The organism is Pseudomonas sp. KH_027 (assembly GCF_057838565.1).
Map to the genome: position 1 here is coordinate 3,146,625 of NZ_CM174470.1, position 18,386 is coordinate 3,165,010.

The window sequence follows — 18,386 nt, forward strand, 5'->3', positions numbered from 1 at the left end:
ATAGCGATATCAGCCCCTTCGCTTTTTCAGGACATCGAGAGCCACCATGACCGTCACCGAGCAGTTGAGCGCGCTAGGCCTAATCCTCGCTCACGGCGACCTGCACAGCCTGTTCCAACCGATAGTTTCACTCTCCGAACGCCGCATACTCGGTTACGAAGCCCTGACCCGCGGTCCGTCCAACAGCCCCTTGCACTCACCGGTCAACCTGTTCGGCGTGGCCCGCCACGCCGGGCGCCTGGGTGAGCTGGAGCTGGCCTGCCGCAAGAGCGCCTGCCAGAGGTTCAGCGAGCTCAAACTGGACGGCAAACTGTTTCTCAATGTCTCGCCAGAGTCCCTGCTGGAGCCCACCCACCAACCCGGGCGCACGCTGCAACTGCTGCAGGCCTACGGGATTCCACCAAGTCAGGTGGTGATCGAGCTGACCGAGCAAACGCCAACCGAAGACTTCGGCCTGCTCTACACCGCCCTGCATCATTACCGCGCCATGGGCTTCTCCATTGCCCTCGACGACCTCGGTGCCGGTTACTCCAGCCTGCGCCTGTGGTCCGAGTTGCGCCCGGATTACGTGAAAATCGACCGGCACTTTATCGACGGCATCCACCAGGACGCCGTTAAACGCGAGTTCGTCGGCTCGATCCTGCAGATGGCCAAAGCTTCACGCGCCCAGGTCATTGCCGAAGGCATCGAGCTGATCGAGGAGCTGGCGGTGCTGGCGGAGATGGGTGTCGATCTGGTTCAGGGTTACCTGCTCAGCCGTCCCCAGGAGCTCCCGCCGCGCGATGCCCGCAGCCTGCTGCCCAAGCTCGAGTCCAACGCGCCAGCCCTGAGTGAGGAAGGCAGCGACCTCGGCGCCCTGCTCAACGAACAACCGGCCGTTGCCCAACACCTGCCGATCGCGGAAGTGCTGGAAGCCTTCCGCGCACAGGCCAACCTCAATTCGCTGGCCGTGCTCAACGAAGAGCAGCAGCCCGTTGGCATTGTCCATCGCCACTCGCTGTCCGATGCCCTGCTCAAGCCCTTCGCCACCGACCTGTTCGCGCGCAAGCCGATCAGTCGTTTGATGAGCACGGATTTTCTCGCCGTGGAGCTGGGCCAATCCCTGCAGAAAGTCAGCCGGTTGCTGACCAGCCGCGCACGGCAACGCATCGAGGAAGACTTCATCATCACCCTGCACGGCCGTTACCAGGGCCTGGGCCGCGTGATCGATGTGCTCAAACTGATCACCGAGCTGAAGATTCAACAGGCGCGCTATGCCAACCCACTGACGCTGCTGCCCGGCAACGTACCGATTCAGCAATGCCTGACCCGGTTGTTGCAGCAAGCCCGCGAGGCAGTGATCTGTTACGTCGACATCGACAGTTTCAAGCCCTTCAACGATCTCTACGGCTACGCCAAAGGCGACGAAGTGCTGCTCTGCCTGGCGCAGTGCCTGAGCGAGCGCGTCGATCCGGCGCGCGATTTCGTCGGCCACATCGGCGGCGACGACTTCCTGCTGGTACTGGGGTCGGAAGACTGGCGTGCGCGCCTGAACTACCTGCTCGAAGATTTTCAGGGCCAGTGCCGGCGCTTCTACAACGCCGAACACCTGGAAGCCGGCTGCTTTATCGCCCACAACCGTCAGGGCCAGCGGCAAGAATTCCCGCTGCTATCACTTTCGTTAGGGGTGGTGCATCTGCATCCGGAGAACTGCGCACAACTGGACGCCGCGCAGCTGGCCGGCTTGGCCTCGGAAGCCAAGCGACATGCCAAAGAGGTACCGGGTTACAGCCTGCATATCATCAACACGCAAAAGCTTTCGATCTGAGGTTCAGAGCCCCAGCTCGAGCGCGCGCTGTGCATAGCGTGCGGCCTGTTCGGCATCGGCGGCCAGCCCGTGGCCGCCTTGCCGATAGAGCTCAGCCAAGCGCTGGGCCGCCAGGGGATGCCCTGCACCAGCAGCCAACACCCACCAACGCGCAGCTGCAGGCCCATCCGGAGCAGCGCGGGTGTCACCCGCCAGGCTGAGTGCGCCCAACTGATAAGCGGCCTTGGCCTCGCCAGCTTCAGCGGCCAGAGCCAACAGGCGAATGCCTTCCTCGCGCGCGCCGAAACCACGCCCGCGAAACAGCAGCAGATGACCGTAGAAACTTTGTGCGGGCGCATCGCCCAGCGCCGCCATGCGGGCGAACTGCCCTTCCATCCACGCCCAGCCCCGGGGCTGACGAACCAGCCACGGCCAATGGAACAGGCGCCGCGCGAGCAGGTAACCCACCCGCGCACGCAAGCGCCAGAGCAGCACTCACGCCTCCTCGGCGTAACTGTGCTCGAACACCCGCACGACTTCGGCAGCGTGCCAGGACGCCGCGGCGATCCCGTCAGACGGGCCAGTGAAACGCCCAAGGCGCTCGGCACACTCGAAGAAGCCTGTGCGCGGCAGCCGACTCGCACCCTGGCTGATCACCAGCGCGCTGCGCAACGGTTGCTCGGCGCGGGCATCCAGGGCCGCGAGATGCTCCAGGGCCGCCGTGAGGGTCTGCATGGCCGGGGTCGGTAGCTCCAGGCGCTCGATCAGCGCCCGATAGGTCAGCAGATGGCGCTGACGGCGCGCATCTTCAAGCTCATTGAGAAGCGCCTGCCAATGCTGGCGACTAATGCGTACGCTCAAGTCTGCGACTCCCACCCACTGATGCCCAGCGCCCGCGCCAGGGCACGACGAATGGCCGCATCCGGTTCGCGTTCGCCACTTTCAATCATCGTGAGGTAGTGCGGGCTGATGCCCACAATGCGCGCCAGCTCCTCGAGCGACAAACCCTTGCCCTCACGCAAAGCGCCAAGCTCCGCCAGCGCAGAAACAACGGGCGGCACCGCTGCAGGTATAACCGTGGCCACCGCGCTGCGGCCCGCGGCCTGCAACAAGGCCTGATACTCAGGCCAGGGTAAAATGGCGTATTCAGCTTCGCCGTCCCGCATGATCACTTGCACATCCATCACAACTCTCCATGGAAAGCAGTGCCGACAGCTTCAGCACCTTCCTTGCTGGCTGCCATCTTATCAGGCCAAGTAGACCTTCGGGCGTGATCTATGCGGCTCGCTGCAATGCCGATTGGACACACAACTCGGCACACGGCATGAGCGACACAGCAGGCTCAGCGAGGCGACACCTCGGGTGCCTGCGGCGCTGCCGGCGGCAACTGTTCCAGAGCCAGCTGCTGCTCCGGCGTGCGCGTCGCCCGCCACCTGCGGAACGCTTCCAGCTCGCCACTCCAGGTCCGCATCAACCAGCCCAGCACCGCGATGTCATCGACAAAACCCAGCCCCAGCAAACCATCGGGAATCGCATCGAGCGGCGAGAGGAAATACACCAGCGCGGCCACTACCGAGAGCAACGCCTGCGAGCTGATCGCCCGGTACTCGCCACGCCACCAGGCCACGCACAGCGCCAGCAGCAGACGCAGATCCTCCTTCAATGCACCCAACCGCCCACCCTGCGCGGAGCTCTTGTGCGCCACCGCAATCAGTAAGGCCGGTAACCGACCACGGATCAGAAAACGCCGGGCCAACGGCAGGTAACGGGCAAAACCCTTCGGTGCGCTCATCTTCACTCCTCGACAACCCGCGTAGTCACTGGGCTCGCTGGGTTATCCACTGAAGCTGTGGATAACCTTGTGAACAAATTTTCAATCAGCCGAGCAAATGCCCAGCCCATGCGGCCTCGCTACAGATCGGGCATTTTTTAATCAGAACAAAAAACATAATAAAATCATAAGCTTAATAAAAAACAAAAGGTGGTACTAATGTGTCACCTGAAGGCGATGAGAGAAATTCGCGTAATGTGCATAACCGTAACACCCGCAGCGTGCTCACCCTCATTCAGACCCCGCAGTCAGCTTCAGGTTCGCTCTCAGGCTGGCAGAAACGACAACGCCCCGTCGAGACGGGGCGTTGGGATAAAGCCAGGTGCTTATTGCTGTGGAGCAGGAGCAGCAGCGGCCGGATCTTTGATCCCCAGCAACTCGAGATCGAATACCAGCACTGAGTTGGCCGGAATGGTCGGGCTCGGGCTTTGCGCGCCGTAAGCGAGTTCGCTCGGGATGTACAGTTTGTACTTCTCGCCGACGTGCATCAGTTGCAGGCCTTCAACCCAACCCGGAATCACGCCGTTTACAGGCAGATCGATCGGGCTGCCGCGTTCTACGGAGCTGTCGAACACCTTACCGTCGGTCAGCTTACCCTCGTAGTGCACAGTCACTACGTCGGTGGCTTTAGGCTGAGCGCCGTCGGCTTTCTTCACGACTTCGAATTGCAGACCGGAAGCGGTGGTGGTGACGCCTTCACGCTTGCCGTTCTCTTCGAGGAATTTCTTGCCGGCGGCGGCCGATTCTTCGCTGACCTTGGCCATGCGCTCTTCAGCACGCTTCTGCAGATAGGCGAAGGCTTCCATCAGCTCTTCGTCTTTCAGCTTCTGCTCTTTCTTGCCGACGGCGTCTTCGATGCCCTGAGCAACAGCCTTGGAGTCCAGGTCGTCCATGCCTTCCTGAGCCAGGCTTTTGCCCATGTTCAGGCCGATGCCGTAGGAGGCTTTTTGCGCCGGGGTTTTGAGCTCTACGCTGGTCTGCGAATCGCAACCCGCGAGCACCAGGCCAACCAGGGCCACCGCCGCCGCTAAACGATGTTGTCTCATGCTAATTCCTTGTTCGTGCGCTAAAGGGCAATCGAGTGAAGACGCGAGCTTAGCAGGCTGCCGTAATCACTGGCTACCGGGATACGAACGGGAAAATGCCGATAAGTTCAGGTGTTTAAAAGAGTTTTAAGCGAATTTGAACAAGATGGGGCAGAGCGAAGACGGGATGAAGCGCGGGTAAAGCGAGGAAAAAATGGCGCAGCGGACGGGACTCGAACCCGCGACCCCCGGCGTGACAGGCCGGTATTCTAACCGACTGAACTACCGCTGCGCGTAACTACAAAAGTTATGGTGGGTGATGACGGGATCGAACCGCCGACCCTCTGCTTGTAAGGCAGATGCTCTCCCAGCTGAGCTAATCACCCTTCACTCTCGAAGTGGGGCGCATTCTACGGAGCGACCCGCCCCCTGGCAAGCGCTTTTTAAAATAATTTTTACTGCCGTTCCAAAGGCTTAGCGCAGGGTTGGCCAATGACGCCAAGGGGAGAATAATGCGCGCTTTGCGTTAATGGAGATGCACCCCTCATGTGGTTCCGCAACCTGCTCGTCTATCGCCTCACCCAAGATCTGCCGTTCGATGCGCAAGCGCTGGAAACCGCACTGGCCGCCAAGCCCGCCCGCCCCTGCGCAAGCCAGGAGCTGACCACTTACGGCTTCATCGCCCCCTTCGGCAAAGGCGAGGATGCGCCCCTGGTGCATGTCAGCCAGGACTTCATGCTGATCGCCGCACGCAAGGAAGACCGCATCCTGCCAGGCAGCGTGGTACGCGATGCCCTGAAGGAGAAGGTCGACGAGATCGAAGCCGAGCAAATGCGCAAGGTCTACAAGAAGGAACGCGACCAGCTCAAGGATGAAATCATCCAGGCCTTCCTGCCGCGGGCCTTTATCCGTCGTTCGTCCACCTTCGCCGCCATCGCACCGAAGCAGGGGCTGATTCTGGTCAACGCCTCCAGTCCGAAACGCGCTGAAGACCTGCTTTCTACCCTGCGCGAAGCCACCGGCTCGCTGCCGGTACGTCCGCTTTCGGTAAAAATCGCCCCGACCGCGACCCTGACCGACTGGGTCAAAACCCAGAAAGCCGCCGACAACTTCACCGTGCTCGACGAATGCGAGCTGCGCGACACCCAGGAAGATGGCGGCATCGTGCGTTGCAAACGTCAGGACCTGACCAGCGAAGAGATTCAGCTGCACCTGTCCTCCGGCAAGCTGGTCACTCAACTGTCGCTGGCCTGGCAGGACAAGCTGTCCTTCGTGCTCGACGACAAGATGATCATCAAGCGCCTGCGCTTCGAAGACCTGCTGCAGGACCAGGCCGAGCAAGACGGTGGCGATGAGGCCCTGGGCCAGCTCGACGCCAGCTTCACCTTGATGATGCTGACATTCGGCGAGTTCCTGCCGGAGCTGTTCGAAGCCCTTGGCGGCGAAGAGATCCCGCAAGGCATCTGACTTCGACACGCACCTGGCTGGCCGCCTTCGCCACATGCGCGCGCCAGCAGGAAAAACCCCGCAATACATCACCTGACCCGCTCATCCCACCGGACTTGCTCTGTTCGGCGGGATGTGCAAAATAACGCACAGCGTAAGGACGACCTTACCACTCGCTGAGTGACCACACGGGGACGGCCCTATCCATAGTCGTACCCTTGGAGGTCACCATGTCCTGGATCATTCTGTTTTTCGCCGGCCTGTTTGAAGTCGGCTGGGCTGTCGGCCTGAAATACACCGACGGCTTCACCCGTCCCCTGCCGACGGCACTGACCATAGCCGCGATGATCGTCAGCCTGGCCTTGCTCGGGCTGGCCATGAAAGAACTGCCGCTGGGCACCGCTTATGCAATCTGGACTGGCGTGGGCGCAATAGGCACGGTCATCGCAGGGATCATCCTGTTCGGTGAATCCATGGCCTTGATCCGCCTGGCCAGCGTGGCACTGATCGTCTGCGGCCTGCTCGGCCTCAAGCTCAGCCACTGATCGACGGCAGATAAAAAGCCCGCCAATTGGCGTAATGCTGTTCACTTAAGCATTTGAACGCCAGCCGGGCTTCCCCGAGAATCCGATGCCAGTCTTCCTGGTATCGGATTTTTTATGTCTTTCCAACAGCATCTGCTCGATCTGGGCGAGCTATTCAACTTCTCCGACCTGAGCACCTTCACCCAGAACATCCCAATCGAGTGGGTGGCGTCCGCGCTTGATCTTTCCTCTCAGGCCACCATCCGCCGTCGTCGGCTACCTGCCGATCAGGTGCTCTGGCTGGTGCTAGGCATGGCGCTCTTCCGCGATGAGCCTGTCCATGAGGTGGCCAGGCGTCTAAACATTTGTGCCCAGGGACTGGCTTCGGATTGCTTGCTGGCCAAAAGTGGTGTCACTGAGGCTCGCAAGCGGCTTGGCGCCGAGCCGGTCGAGTGGCTGTTCCGCAAAACTGGCAGCCAATGGGGAGGCGAACGCTATAGCGATGACACCTGGCGGGGGCTGCAGGTTTTTGCCGTGGACGGGGCACTCATGCGCACGCCCGATACGCCTGAACTACGGGACCATTTCGGGTCTGGCAATACCTCCACCGAGCGCCAGACGCCCTTCCCCATGATGCGTCTTGTAGCCTTGATGAATGTGCGCTCCCATTTGATTCTGAATGCCCAGCTGAGCCCCTATCGGCGCAGTGAAATGCGCCTGGCCGATGAGTTTTTGCAACAGATCCCCAACCATTCGGTCACGTTGTTCGATAAAGGCTTCTGGAGTGCTGATTTGCTGCTGAAAGTGGCCACGGCCGGTGACAACCGACACTGGTTGATCCCCGCTCGTCAGGGCCTGATCAGCGAGGAGGTGATCCGTTACGGCAAGCAGGATCGCCTGCTGCGTATGAAGGTTTCACCGCAGGCGAGAAAGCGTAACCCAGACCTACCAACCTACTGGGACGTGCGTGAAGTCAGCTATGCAGTGCAGGGCAAAGTGAAAACCGTCCTGACCTCGCTACCGGCCGACGCCTACAGCGCCGAAGCCGTTGCAGAGCTGTACCAGGAGCGCTGGGAAATTGAACTGGGCTTCAGGGATATCAAAAGCTCCATGCAGCAGAATGCCGCAACCCTGCGCAGCAAGAAGATTGACCTGATCTACCAGGAAGTTTGGGGATTGCTGCTGGCCTACAACATCATTCGTCGGGAGGCGAGTCAGGCGGCGGTAGCGTTTGGACGCACCCCGTCCGATATACGCTTCAAGCCGGCTTGCCAGTACATCGCCGTGCAGCTGATCGTGATGGCCGCTGCCAATCCACTGTCGGCAACAGGTAGACGCTTGTCGGCTTTGCGGGCGGGCATCGGAGGGTTGTTTCTGGATCACCGTCCAAGGCCATCACGACCAAGGACGGTGAAAATTTCCAAGACCCGTTACCCAGTTAACCGCAATGCTGCTCCGCTTAAGTGAACAGCATTACGCCAATCGGCGGGCTTTTGCTTATGCGCGGCAATCAATCCTGACTGGTCGAACCGATCTTGTGGATCGACAAGTCGGCGCCGTAATACTCCTCCTCCTGGCTCAGACGGATACCGGCCAGCGCCTTCAGCACGCCATACACCAGAAAGCCGCCAGCAAGCGCTACCAGCACCCCGAGCCCGGTACCGATCAACTGGCTGAACAGGCTGACGCCACCCAGGCCGCCGAGAACTTCCTGGCCAAACACGCCGCAGGCAATACCGCCCCACACACCGCACAGGCCATGCAGCGGCCAGACCCCGAGCACATCGTCGATCCGCCACTTCACCTGGGTCGCCGTGAACGCCCAGACGAACAAACCTCCGGCGATCAAACCGGTGATCAGCGCACCCACCGGATGCATCAGATCGGAACCGGCGCAGATCGCCACCAAGCCGGCCAGCGGCCCGTTATGCAGAAAGCCCGGGTCATTACGGCCAACGAACAAAGCCGCCACCGTGCCACCGACCATCGCCATCAGCGAGTTGACCGCCACCAGGCCACTGACACCCGTCAGGGTTTGCGCGCTCATCACGTTGAAGCCGAACCAACCGACAATCAGAATCCACGAGCCCAGGGCCAGGAAGGGAATGCTCGACGGCGCGAAAGCCACCAGGCGCCCCTCACGGTAGCGACCATTGCGGCTGCCCAGCAGGATCACCGCGCCAAACGCCAGCCAGCCCCCCATGGCATGCACCACCACGGAACCGGCAAAATCATGGAAGCTCGCGCCAAAGCGCGCCGCCAGCCAGGCCTGCAAGCCGAAATTACCGTTCCACACCAAGCCTTCGAAGAAAGGATAGATAAAGGCCACGATCAGCACCGTGGCGCACAACTGCGGGCCGAACTTGGCGCGCTCGGCAATGCCCCCGGAAATGATCGCCGGAATCGCCGCGGCAAAGGTCAGCAGGAAGAAGAACTTCACCAACGCATAACCGTGATCGGCGGTCAGCGCCGTGGCCGGCACCAGAAAGGTCACCCCGTAAGCCACCCAGTAACCTATAAAAAAGTAGGCCAAGGTCGACACCGCAAAGTCGGAGATTATCTTCGACAACGCATTGACTTGGTTTTTTTGGCGTACTGTACCAACCTCAAGAAAAGCGAAGCCGGCATGCATGGCCAACACCATTACGGCGCCAAGCAGAATGAACACGGTGTTGGAGCCGTGAATCAGGGTTTCCACGGCACTATTGAGATTTTCCATCGGCGCAGATGACTCCGGCGGTTAGGGAAAAGCACCAAAGCAGAACAAGCCCAGTCGATAACGCACCATCCTGATGCCTACTTGCACCATGATCACTCAGAAAAGCGAACCGGTTTGGCACCTGCGATACTGATCAAGGGTTTGTACTTTTAGCTCTTTTCTATATTTTTCAGTTAGTTGAAGCAAGGTTTAGAGGTTGATCCATGCAACCAGAGCGCCCAAATAAAGGGCGCTTTGCTTCTTTTACGCACCAACGCAATGCAAACGCTATACCAGCCGCGCCAGCACAACTCGCAGGAACCATCTGCAGCGCAGCAGACTCGAACCCTAGGAAGCCACCCACGGAGCAATCAACATGGCTCGCAAGACCGCAACGAATGCGCAGGACGATCTACTGGCTGAATTCCAGGCACTGGTAAGCGATACCGAAAAACTGCTGCAGCACACGGCCAGCCTTGCGGGCGACGAAGCCGATCAACTACGCCTGCATATCCACGACAGCCTAAAACGCGCTCGCGAAACCCTGCAGCTCACTGAGGAATCCGTGCGCGAACGAGGCCAGGCCGCCGTAGCGGCCACCGAGGCCTATGTGCAAGATAACCCTTGGCAGTCCATCGGCATCAGCGCCGGGATTGGCTTTCTCCTCGGCCTGCTTGTAGCGCGCCGCTGAGCATGACTGCCGGAATGGAATCCGGCCCGCCACCGGCGGGCCAAAGCCCCTCGCCCAAACGCCTGGGTGCGGCGTTTCTCGGCCTGCTGCACAGCCATGTCGAGTTGTTCGGCATCGAATTGCAGGAACAGAAAGCCCGCAGCGTGCGCATGCTGCTGTTTGCCGGCTTCGCCCTGGTGTTCGGCTTACTGTTGCTGCTTGGGCTTTCCGTCCTGGTGCTGATCCTCATGTGGGACAGCTACCGGCTGGAGGGCATCATTGGCCTGTGCCTCTTGTATTTGGCTGGCGGCCTGTTTTGCGCCCTGCGCCTGAAGACGGCCATCAGCGACGAGTCATCCCCCTTCAGCGCCACCCTCGAAGAGTTGGCGCGCGACCGTGAGCGCCTGCTGCCATGAACATGCCCACACTTCCACCCAACGCCTCACGGCAGGAACTGCGCAAAGCCCTGATTCGTCTGCGCCTGGAAATGCACCGCCAGGAGCTGCGGCATGAGTCATTGCTGATCATGCAGCCACTGCAAAAAATGCGCGGCATGGCGCAAAGCTGGCAACAGCCCCTGGGAATCAAGCACGCCCCACTATGGGGCATGGCCGGTATCGCGCTACTGGGTTTCTTTGGCGCCAAACGCGGCCACCTGAGCCGCTGGCTGCGCCTGGGCATTACCCTCTACCCGTTGCTGGCAGTAGCCTTGCGCCGCCCGCCCGGCAACACGCCGAGCTGACTGTCCGACAACTGGCCACCTTCTTGCTAACCATCTGAGCAGCCGATTTTTTTATCGCTGCTCACGCCTGCTGCGACAACGCAGGTTGAACTAGGACTGCAACTAAGGATGTCACTGTGATCGACGGGCAACCGCTTGCCTGCTTTCAACCGTTCATCGATACCGCCACCGGCCGTATCGCCGGAGTCGAAGCCTTGGGTCGCCTGCGCCAGCCTGACGGGCGACTGCTCTCGGTGGGCCCCTTGTTCGCCGATCCCAAAGTCCCGATGGGCGCCTTGCGCCGCCTTGATCGAGAGATCCGCACGGATGCCCTGAAACGTCTGCACGAAGCCCCCGCTGACTGGTTCCTCAGCCTGAACATCTCCCCACGTTGGATCGGCCGCCTGCGCCCCAACCAGCCCCTGCCCAGCCTCAAGCAACTCGAACTGGAAGGCATACCGCCCGAGCGGGTGGTGTTTGAAATCACCGAGCTCGGTGGCGGCAGCCTGCGTTTGCCGGACGTGGTGGCGCGTTACCGCGATGCGGGCGCACGCATCGCCATCGACGACTTCGGCGCCGGCTACTCGCAACTCGACCGCGTGCTGGCCCTGCAGCCGGACATCCTGAAACTGGACATGCGCCTGTTCCAGGCCGCCGCACGCGGCGGCCCGAGCAGTGAGGTGGTGAAAGCCCTGGCGCAGATGGCCGAGAAAACCGGCTGCTGGATCATCGCCGAAGGCGTAGAAACCGAAGCCGAATTGGACTTCGCCCTCGAATGCGGCTCGCGCTATGTCCAGGGCTACCTGTTCGCCAAGGCCGAACTGGAGTTTTTCCCCGCCGACGCCTTCGTCGAGCGCTTTGCTCAACTGCGCGACCGCTATGTGCAGCGCAAACTCGCCGAACGCGCACGGCTGATGACCCTGCGCGTGCAATTGGCCGAGCTGATGAACAGCTTGAAAACCTGGACCGAAGCCGGTGCCCCACTCAGCAGCCTGCCGGCACCGAGCGCCTACCCGTGGTTGTTGCGCATGTACCAGTGCGACCGCAACGGCACCCAGCTCACGCCGAACCTGGAATGGAACGGCAACGCCTGGCACGAAGACCCCCGCTACCTCGGCCACAACTGGTCCTGGCGCCCGTACTTCTATCAATTGCTGGCCGAGGGTTGGGACGAACGCCGCCTGATCCTCTCCACCACCTACCGCGACGCGACCAGCAACCAGTACTGCCTGACGGCTGGGCAATTCATCGACAATGGTCGACGCTTGCTACTGCTGGATATCGATGCAGCAGGTTTGTAGCCCAGGCCACGCAACCGATGCGGCTAAAAGCAGGCGACTGAAAGCCGGCCTGCGGATGGCGCCCGGCGTCGCTGGCGAACCCGTTAGTTGTTGCGCCTGGCATCGAGACTGAAAGCCCCGGCACCCTGCACGTAGAGCAGAAGAAAACCGCCGGCCATGGCGAAGTTCTTCATAAACATGATCATCTGCATCTGATCGCTCATGTTGCGGTGGAAGATCAGCGCCGCCGCCAGACAGAACCCAGCCAACGCCAGCGCCGCCCAGCGCGTGAAGAAACCGATGATCACGGCAAGGCTCGCACCGATTTCCAGCGCGATCACCAACGGCAACAACGCAGCGGGTACGCCCATACTCTCCATATAGCCCTGCGTGCCGGCATAACCCGTGAGCTTGCTAAACCCGGCCAGCAGGAAAATATGGGCAAGGAGCAGCCGTGCGACCAAGACAATTGCATTATTCATACAGCCTCCGGTTGAGAGAAAACCGCTTCATCCAGCGCCTACCATCGAGCTTACCGCCCTGTTTCAGTGGATCCGCCCTGTAGGAGAGTGCTTATGGGAGAACGCAACTTGGTGAAGCAAACCCCGCTACTGGCGGGATGCCTCCATTCGCACCTTGATTTGACCTTAGCAACGCTGCACGCCCATCGCCACCCGGCGCCGGTTCGGCAGCCCCGGCTACCAGGGCGAATAACGCGACACGCCTGAAAACTTGCAGCCAGGCAGCGGAACCCCGAAGCTAGCGTCATCAGCCACTGAACGGCGAGGACAGGCCTTGGACTGGCAAACACTGCTCAACCGCGAACGTCTCGGCAAACCGGCACACAGCGCTGATGAACTGGGGCGCAGCCCGTTTCACAAAGACCATGATCGGATCATTTTCTCCGGCGCTTTTCGCCGCCTGGGTCGCAAGACGCAGGTGCATCCCGTCTCCAGCAACGACCATATCCACACCCGCCTGACCCACTCCCTGGAGGTCAGCTGCGTAGGCCGCTCGCTGGGCATGCGGGTCGGTGAGATCCTTCGCGATGCACTGCCCGATTGGTGCGAGCCGAGCGACTTGGGCATGGTCGTGCAGTCCGCCTGCCTGGCACATGACATCGGCAACCCACCCTTCGGCCATTCCGGCGAAGACGCCATTCGCCACTGGTTCCTGCAAGCCTCCGGGCGCGGCTGGCTGGATGCGATGAGCGAGGCCGAACGGCGCGATTTCCTCAACTTCGAAGGCAATGCCCAGGGCTTTCGCGTGCTCACCCAACTGGAGTACCACCAGTTCGATGGCGGCACGCGGCTGACCTACGCGACCCTTGGCACCTACCTGAAATACCCCTGGACGGCCCGGCACGCCGAGGCTCTGGGCTACAAGAAGCACAAGTTCGGCTGTTACCAGAGCGAACTGCCGCTGCTCGAACAGATCGCCCACAAGCTCGGCTTGCCGCAGCTCGAGGACGAGCGCTGGGCGCGTCATCCGCTGGTGTACCTGATGGAGGCGGCGGATGACATCTGCTACGGCCTGATCGACCTGGAAGACGGCCTCGAGATGGAGCTGCTCGACTACGCTGAGGTGGAATCCCTGTTGCTCGGCCTGGTCGGTGACGACCTGCCGGAAACCTATCGCCAACTAGGCCCGCAGGATTCGCGCCGGCGCAAGCTGGCGATCCTCCGCGGCAAGGCCATCGAACACCTGACCAACGCCGCGGCCAGGGCCTTCGTCGAGCAGCAGGACGCGCTACTGGCCGGCACCTTGCCAGGCGACCTGGTCGAACATATGCACGGTCCGGCGAAGCGCTGTGTACTCGGCGCAAAGAACATGGCGCGGGAGAAAATATTCCAGGACAAGCGCAAGACCCTGCACGAGATCGGCGCCTACACCACACTGGAGATCCTGCTGAATGCCTTCTGCGGTGCGGCCCTGGAACAACAGGGCGGGCGCACGCCGTCGTTCAAGAATCGACGGATTCTCGACCTGCTCGGCAATAACGCCCCGGACCCCGCATGGCCGCTGCACAAGTCCTTCCTGCGCATGATCGACTTCATCGCCGGGATGACCGACAGCTATGCCACGGAGATGGCACGCGAGATGACCGGACGCTCCAGCCCGGTCTGATCCGCCGTGGCGCTGGGTATCAATCCGCCAATTGGCTGATTGCAACGTTTAGAGATCGCTGACGATGCGTAAGATTTTCCAGCAAGCCTTCAGCTGGAACTCCGGGCCACCGGCCTGGGGCCCGGCCGTGGTCGCCGGCCTGGGCTGCGCCCTGCCCTTGCTGCTCGGTCTGCTCAGCGGCCACCCGGGATTTCTCTGGGCCTCGGCGGGGGCTTTTCAAGCGGCGCAAGCCAATCCGCTGCACCGCTTCGGCATGCTGCGCATGTTGCTGCTGACCGGGCTCGGCGCCTGGAGCGCCGGCCTGGGGTTCTGGGGCGCGGATCAGCCCCTGGTCAGCCTGGCGCTGTTCGCCGGCTATGGCTTTCTGCTGGCTTGGCTGCAACGCTTCGGCGCCGAAGCCGGCAAACTCGGCATCGGCCTGGCGGTGTGCCTTTGCCTTGGGCAAGGGCAACAGGGCATTGGCAACCTGAACAATCCTTATGCGGTGGGCATGCTGTTCATCCTCGGCGGGCTCTGGGTCACCCTGCTCGCCTTTGGCCTGCGCGGGGTCCACGGCCTACGCATGTGGCCGCGCATGCCACGCCTGCTGGGCCTATTGAAAGTGCTGCGCCGGCATGCGCGGCGCCTGCCGCAGCAACAATGGCGATTGCATGCCCTGGGTTGCACCCTGGCCTTCGCTTTGGCCGGCCTGACGGTCGAGCTGGCTGAGCTACCGCGCGGCTATTGGTTGACCCTGACGGTGATCACCACCCTGCAACTGGAGTTTCAAGGCAGCCTGGTGCGCGCCCTGCAATCGAGCCTCGCCAGCCTGTGCGCGGCAGCCCTGCTGATTTACCTGGGTCACAGTCTGCAAAGCCCGCCGTTGATGGTGGCCACCATGTTGCCGCTGATTACCCTGAGCCGCGCGTTCCAGTCCCACCATTACGGCCTGTTCGTGCTGCAGAGCAGCCTGTGTTTCGTGCTCCTGGCCGAAAGCCTGTCGCAGGATTGGCACTTGGTGCAGGTGCGGCTGTTCAACTCGTTGATCGGCATTGCCATCGCCTTGTCCGTCGCCCTGCTGATCCATGGCCTGCGGCAGTACCTGAGCAAGCACGTCGCACCAGCGCAGGGCCCATCGCCCCAGTAAATTCACCCGCGAATCACCCAGCACACCAGCCGTTTTAAGCTACAACTTAAGCCGCCCTTCACTATGCTTTCGGGGCCCGCTGCGCAATCCAAGGAGTGAAGCGCGATGAGTAAAACCGCCCGAGCCGTCGAACGCCGCTTTCCTTTGCACGTGCATATCAGTGCGCTCTTCACCTTGCTGCTGCTGCTCAGCGGTGTGGTGCTCGGCCTGTTCAACTATCAGCAAACCTCCGCAATCATCTTTTCCAGCAGCGCCAAGCTGTTCAGCCGCATCCAAGAGGACGTCCAGCAGGACCTGAACCACACCTACCAACCGATCCGGCACGTGCTCAGCCTGCTGACGCTGCACGAAAGCAACCAGGCGACTGACCATTACCAGCGCATGGCCCTGCTGCCACCCTTCGCTCAGGCGCTGCGCGACAACCCAAAACTGGCTGCGCTGTATCTGGGCTATGACGACGGCGATTTCTTCATGGTGCGGCCGCTGCGCAGCGACTTCCTGAAGCAGCGCTTCGATGCTCCGGCCACTGCCGCCTATCAGGTCTGGACCATCGACCGCAGCGGCGATAGCGCCGCGCAATCCGAGTCGCTGTATTTCGACGAAGCGTTGAATCTGATCAGTCGTCGCCCCAATTTCAAGGAGCGTTACGACCCGCGCAACCGGGGCTGGTTCAGCAGTGCGCGGGGGGGTGGCGAGCAAATCACCACGGCGCCTTACGTGTTCTTCTCCACCGGCAATATCGGCACCACCCTGGCGCGCACCAGCGGCGAGCATGCGGTGCTCGCGGCGGATCTGACCCTGGCCGATCTTTCCGCCACCCTGGCCAACCACAAGGTCACGGCCTCCAGCGAAGTGGTGCTGTTCGATTCAGCCGGCAACGCTGTGGCTTACCCCGACAGCAGTCGCCTGATCGTCAAAAGCGAGCGGGCGCAACTGGCCAAGGCACGCGACCTCAGCCCGGTGCTGGCGGCGCTCCTGGATCAAGACCCTGACGGCCAGCAACAGGGCACCATGACCTTGGCCAAGCGGCGCTGGATCGTCTCGCGCAACCACCTGCAGGAAGGCGGCCCAGAAGGCCTGAACCTGGCCTTGGTGGTGCCGGAAGATGAACTGCTGGCGGACGCCTACCGCATCCGCTGGCAAGGTGCCCTGGTCACGCTGGCCATCCTGTTGCTGTGCGTACCCTTGGGCTGGCTGAGCTCGCGGGTCATCGTCAAACCGCTGCGCGCCCTGGTACTGGAGGCCGAGGCGATCCGCCGCTTCGATTTCGACTACCCGGCCAGCGGCCACTCGCCGGTGCTGGAGATCGACCAGTTGGCCGTCTCCATGGCCCGCATGAAGGACACCCTCTCCAGCTTCCTCAACATTTCCGCCAGCCTGTCGGCGGAAACGCACTTCGAGACGCTGCTCGAACGGGTATTGCAGGAAACCGTGGGCATCAGCGAGGCCCAGGGCGGACTGATCTACCTGATCGATGCCGACAGTGGCCGCCTGGAACCCCATGGCTTGATCCTCAACGGCAAACAGCACGACCTCGACGAACACCAGATAGTCGCTTATGCGGACAAGGACCACGGCACCCCCGCCTGGCTGCAGCAGCCCGCCAGCGGCGGCAACAGCGTGACGCTCACCATCGGCTTCGATCAGGCTGGCGCACTCCAGAGCCTGCTGCACACCCTCGACAGCCCACGGGTGCACCTGGTCAGCGCCGGGCTGCACAACCGCCAAGGCGAGACGGTCGGCGTGCTGGTGCTGCTGCACCGCGATACGGGCTCCGAGTCCGACCCGATCATGCTGCGCCCGGAACGCATCGCCTTCGTCGAGGCGGTATCCGGCGTTGCCGCGCTGTGCATCGAGAGCCAGCGGTTGCTGGAGAAACAGAAACAGCTGCTCAATGCCTTCATCCAGCTGATCGCCGGCGCCATCGACGCCAAGAGCCCCTACACCGGCGGGCATTGCCAGCGCGTCCCGGAAATCACGCTGATGCTCGCCCGCGCGGCAGCCGACAGCGACGAACCGGCGTTCCGCGACTACCGGCCCACCGATGAAGAATGGGAGGCGCTGCATATCGCCGCCTGGCTGCACGACTGCGGCAAGGTCACCACCCCGGAGTACGTGGTGGACAAGGCCACCAAACTGGAAACCCTCTACGACCGCATCCACGAAATCCGCATGCGTTTCGAAGTGCTCAAACGCGATGCCTGGGTCAGTTACTGGCAGGCACTGGCGCAAGGCGGCGAAGCGGCTTCCTTGAGCGCGCTGCGCGATGCCACCCTGAGCACGCTGGACGACGACTTTGCCTTCATCGCCCGCAGCAACCTCGGCGGTGAAGCCATGGCCGATGCCGATCTCGAACGCCTGCGCGCGATTGCGCAACGCACCTGGGTGCGCACCCTGGATGACCGCCTGGGTGTGTCCTGGGAAGAAAACCAGCGCCAATCCCGGGCTCCAGCAGCAACCCTGCCGGTGGTCGAGTCGCTGCTGGCCGACAAGCCCGAGCATCTCTTCGAGCGCCCAGCCGCCGACATCATCCCGGCAGACAACCCCTGGGGCTTCAAGCTCGAGGTGCCCGCCTACAAATTCAACCGTGGCGAGCTGTACAACCTGGGGATCACCCGCGGCACGCTGACCCAGGAAGAACGCTACATCATCAACCATCACATCGTGCAGACCATCCTGATGCTCAATCACCTGCCCTTCCCACCGCACCTGCAGAACGTGGCGGAAATCGCGGGCGGCCACCACGAAAAAATGGACGGCACGGGTTATCCAAAACGCTTGCGGCGCGAAGAGATGAGCCTGCCGGCGCGGATGATGGCGATTGCCGATATCTTCGAAGCCCTGACGGCCGTCGACCGGCCGTACAAGAAAGGCAAGACCCTGTCCGACGCCCTGGGCATCATGGCCGGCATGTGCCGCGGCGCGCATATCGACCCGGAGCTGTTTGGTCTGTTCGTCCGCGCCGGAATCTATCAGCACTACGCCCAGCGCTTCCTCAGACCCGAGCAAATCGACTCGATCGATATCGACGCAGTGCTGAGCAAAGCAGGCTTGAGTGCTTGACGCCCACGCGCAAGCTGCAATCAGGCAAGGCGCCTGAACACGGAACGATCTGAGGGAGATAAAACGGGGGAAAGCTGAATTCGTTTGCC

Annotated in this window: 18 protein-coding genes and 2 tRNA genes; 11 read left to right on the top strand and 9 right to left on the bottom strand. The window is 61.7% G+C overall.

What is annotated here, in order from left to right:
* Positions 1-46 precede the first annotated feature (46 nt).
* Positions 47-1,807 carry a bifunctional diguanylate cyclase/phosphodiesterase gene (locus AC3IYG_RS14775; RefSeq protein ID WP_489309603.1) on the top strand — a complete coding sequence of 587 codons (1,761 nt, stop codon included), beginning with the start codon at positions 47-49 and terminating at the stop codon, positions 1,805-1,807.
* A gap of 3 nt (positions 1,808-1,810) precedes the next feature.
* On the opposite strand, the gene AC3IYG_RS14780 is transcribed toward AC3IYG_RS14775, so the two are convergent.
* The 7 genes from AC3IYG_RS14780 to AC3IYG_RS14810 form a co-directional block, all read right to left on the bottom strand.
* Positions 1,811-2,278 carry an SEL1-like repeat protein gene (locus tag AC3IYG_RS14780; protein ID WP_489313920.1) on the bottom strand — a complete coding sequence of 156 codons (468 nt, stop codon included), beginning with the start codon at positions 2,276-2,278 and terminating at the stop codon, positions 1,811-1,813.
* Between the two features lie 3 nt (positions 2,279-2,281).
* Positions 2,282-2,647, bottom strand: a complete 366-nt coding sequence (locus tag AC3IYG_RS14785) for a hypothetical protein (RefSeq protein WP_489309605.1) — start codon at positions 2,645-2,647, stop codon at positions 2,282-2,284.
* Complete coding sequence (locus AC3IYG_RS14790; RefSeq protein WP_489309607.1) at positions 2,644-2,970, bottom strand: helix-turn-helix domain-containing protein; 327 nt, start codon at positions 2,968-2,970, stop codon at positions 2,644-2,646. The genes AC3IYG_RS14785 and AC3IYG_RS14790 overlap by 4 nt, the downstream gene beginning before the upstream one ends.
* Before the next feature lie 158 nt (positions 2,971-3,128).
* Entirely contained in the window at positions 3,129-3,578 is a 450-nt protein-coding gene (locus tag AC3IYG_RS14795; RefSeq protein ID WP_489309609.1) for a YkvA family protein, read from the bottom strand.
* A gap of 365 nt (positions 3,579-3,943) precedes the next feature.
* A complete protein-coding gene (bamJ, locus tag AC3IYG_RS14800; RefSeq protein ID WP_489309611.1) occupies positions 3,944-4,663 on the bottom strand; it encodes a BamJ family beta-barrel-assembly machinery protein in 720 nt (239 codons plus the stop codon).
* A 194-nt stretch (positions 4,664-4,857) separates the two neighbouring features.
* Positions 4,858-4,934, bottom strand: a tRNA-Asp gene (locus AC3IYG_RS14805).
* 18 nt (positions 4,935-4,952) lie between these two features.
* Positions 4,953-5,028: transfer RNA gene (locus AC3IYG_RS14810), tRNA-Val, on the bottom strand.
* Positions 5,029-5,188: 160 nt separating this feature from the next.
* On the opposite strand from AC3IYG_RS14810, the gene rdgC reads away from it, so the two are divergent.
* From rdgC to AC3IYG_RS14825, 3 genes are all read left to right on the top strand, one after another.
* Positions 5,189-6,109, top strand: coding sequence for a recombination-associated protein RdgC (gene rdgC, locus AC3IYG_RS14815; protein ID WP_489309613.1), 921 nt, complete (start codon positions 5,189-5,191; stop codon positions 6,107-6,109).
* A gap of 209 nt (positions 6,110-6,318) precedes the next feature.
* Entirely contained in the window at positions 6,319-6,633 is a 315-nt protein-coding gene (gene sugE / locus AC3IYG_RS14820; protein WP_489309615.1) for a quaternary ammonium compound efflux SMR transporter SugE, read from the top strand.
* A 114-nt stretch (positions 6,634-6,747) separates the two neighbouring features.
* Positions 6,748-8,079 carry an IS4 family transposase gene (locus AC3IYG_RS14825; protein WP_489309617.1) on the top strand — a complete coding sequence of 444 codons (1,332 nt, stop codon included), beginning with the start codon at positions 6,748-6,750 and terminating at the stop codon, positions 8,077-8,079.
* Between the two features lie 43 nt (positions 8,080-8,122).
* On the opposite strand, the gene AC3IYG_RS14830 is transcribed toward AC3IYG_RS14825, so the two are convergent.
* A complete protein-coding gene (locus AC3IYG_RS14830; protein ID WP_489309619.1) occupies positions 8,123-9,331 on the bottom strand; it encodes an ammonium transporter in 1,209 nt (402 codons plus the stop codon).
* Positions 9,332-9,686: 355 nt separating this feature from the next.
* Here AC3IYG_RS14830 and AC3IYG_RS14835 point away from each other — a divergent pair, with 355 nt between their 5' ends.
* From AC3IYG_RS14835 to AC3IYG_RS14850, 4 genes are all read left to right on the top strand, one after another.
* Entirely contained in the window at positions 9,687-10,001 is a 315-nt protein-coding gene (locus AC3IYG_RS14835) for an ElaB/YgaM/YqjD family protein (RefSeq protein ID WP_489309621.1), read from the top strand.
* Between the two features lie 2 nt (positions 10,002-10,003).
* Positions 10,004-10,396 carry a phage holin family protein gene (locus AC3IYG_RS14840; RefSeq protein WP_489309623.1) on the top strand — a complete coding sequence of 131 codons (393 nt, stop codon included), beginning with the start codon at positions 10,004-10,006 and terminating at the stop codon, positions 10,394-10,396.
* The gene (locus AC3IYG_RS14845) at positions 10,393-10,722 is read left to right on the top strand and encodes a hypothetical protein (RefSeq protein ID WP_489309624.1); all 330 of its coding nucleotides are present in this window, start codon (positions 10,393-10,395) and stop codon (positions 10,720-10,722) included. Before AC3IYG_RS14840 ends, AC3IYG_RS14845 begins: the two co-directional genes overlap by 4 nt.
* Positions 10,723-10,838: 116 nt before the next feature.
* Positions 10,839-12,002, top strand: coding sequence for an EAL domain-containing protein (locus tag AC3IYG_RS14850; protein WP_489309626.1), 1,164 nt, complete (start codon positions 10,839-10,841; stop codon positions 12,000-12,002).
* 83 nt (positions 12,003-12,085) lie between these two features.
* Here the strand turns inward: AC3IYG_RS14850 and AC3IYG_RS14855 are convergent, their stop codons facing one another.
* The gene (locus tag AC3IYG_RS14855; protein ID WP_489309627.1) at positions 12,086-12,463 is read right to left on the bottom strand and encodes a DoxX family protein; all 378 of its coding nucleotides are present in this window, start codon (positions 12,461-12,463) and stop codon (positions 12,086-12,088) included.
* 313 nt (positions 12,464-12,776) lie between these two features.
* Between AC3IYG_RS14855 and AC3IYG_RS14860 the strand changes: the two genes are divergently transcribed.
* From AC3IYG_RS14860 to AC3IYG_RS14870, 3 genes are all read left to right on the top strand, one after another.
* Positions 12,777-14,108 (top strand): deoxyguanosinetriphosphate triphosphohydrolase, encoded by a 1,332-nt coding sequence (locus AC3IYG_RS14860; protein ID WP_489309629.1) that lies wholly within the window; start codon positions 12,777-12,779, stop codon positions 14,106-14,108.
* 64 nt (positions 14,109-14,172) lie between these two features.
* The gene (locus AC3IYG_RS14865; protein WP_489309631.1) at positions 14,173-15,234 is read left to right on the top strand and encodes an FUSC family protein; all 1,062 of its coding nucleotides are present in this window, start codon (positions 14,173-14,175) and stop codon (positions 15,232-15,234) included.
* 105 nt (positions 15,235-15,339) lie between these two features.
* The gene (locus AC3IYG_RS14870) at positions 15,340-18,297 is read left to right on the top strand and encodes an HD domain-containing phosphohydrolase (protein WP_489309633.1); all 2,958 of its coding nucleotides are present in this window, start codon (positions 15,340-15,342) and stop codon (positions 18,295-18,297) included.
* Positions 18,298-18,386 lie beyond the last annotated feature (89 nt).

What these genes read in the sequence shown, in the direction of transcription:
- AC3IYG_RS14775 (WP_489309603.1), top strand. Translation starts at nt 47, where the DNA reads ATGACCGTCACCGAGCAGTTGAGCGCGCTAGGCCTAATCCTCGCTCAC.
- AC3IYG_RS14790 (WP_489309607.1), bottom strand. Translation starts at nt 2,970, where the DNA reads ATGGATGTGCAAGTGATCATGCGGGACGGCGAAGCTGAATACGCCATT.
- AC3IYG_RS14795 (WP_489309609.1), bottom strand. Translation starts at nt 3,578, where the DNA reads ATGAGCGCACCGAAGGGTTTTGCCCGTTACCTGCCGTTGGCCCGGCGT.
- bamJ (WP_489309611.1), bottom strand. Translation starts at nt 4,663, where the DNA reads ATGAGACAACATCGTTTAGCGGCGGCGGTGGCCCTGGTTGGCCTGGTG.
- rdgC (WP_489309613.1), top strand. Translation starts at nt 5,189, where the DNA reads ATGTGGTTCCGCAACCTGCTCGTCTATCGCCTCACCCAAGATCTGCCG.
- sugE (WP_489309615.1), top strand. Translation starts at nt 6,319, where the DNA reads ATGTCCTGGATCATTCTGTTTTTCGCCGGCCTGTTTGAAGTCGGCTGG.
- AC3IYG_RS14825 (WP_489309617.1), top strand. Translation starts at nt 6,748, where the DNA reads ATGTCTTTCCAACAGCATCTGCTCGATCTGGGCGAGCTATTCAACTTC.
- AC3IYG_RS14830 (WP_489309619.1), bottom strand. Translation starts at nt 9,331, where the DNA reads ATGGAAAATCTCAATAGTGCCGTGGAAACCCTGATTCACGGCTCCAAC.
- AC3IYG_RS14835 (WP_489309621.1), top strand. Translation starts at nt 9,687, where the DNA reads ATGGCTCGCAAGACCGCAACGAATGCGCAGGACGATCTACTGGCTGAA.
- AC3IYG_RS14840 (WP_489309623.1), top strand. Translation starts at nt 10,004, where the DNA reads ATGACTGCCGGAATGGAATCCGGCCCGCCACCGGCGGGCCAAAGCCCC.
- AC3IYG_RS14845 (WP_489309624.1), top strand. Translation starts at nt 10,393, where the DNA reads ATGAACATGCCCACACTTCCACCCAACGCCTCACGGCAGGAACTGCGC.
- AC3IYG_RS14855 (WP_489309627.1), bottom strand. Translation starts at nt 12,463, where the DNA reads ATGAATAATGCAATTGTCTTGGTCGCACGGCTGCTCCTTGCCCATATT.
- AC3IYG_RS14865 (WP_489309631.1), top strand. Translation starts at nt 14,173, where the DNA reads ATGCGTAAGATTTTCCAGCAAGCCTTCAGCTGGAACTCCGGGCCACCG.
- AC3IYG_RS14870 (WP_489309633.1), top strand. Translation starts at nt 15,340, where the DNA reads ATGAGTAAAACCGCCCGAGCCGTCGAACGCCGCTTTCCTTTGCACGTG.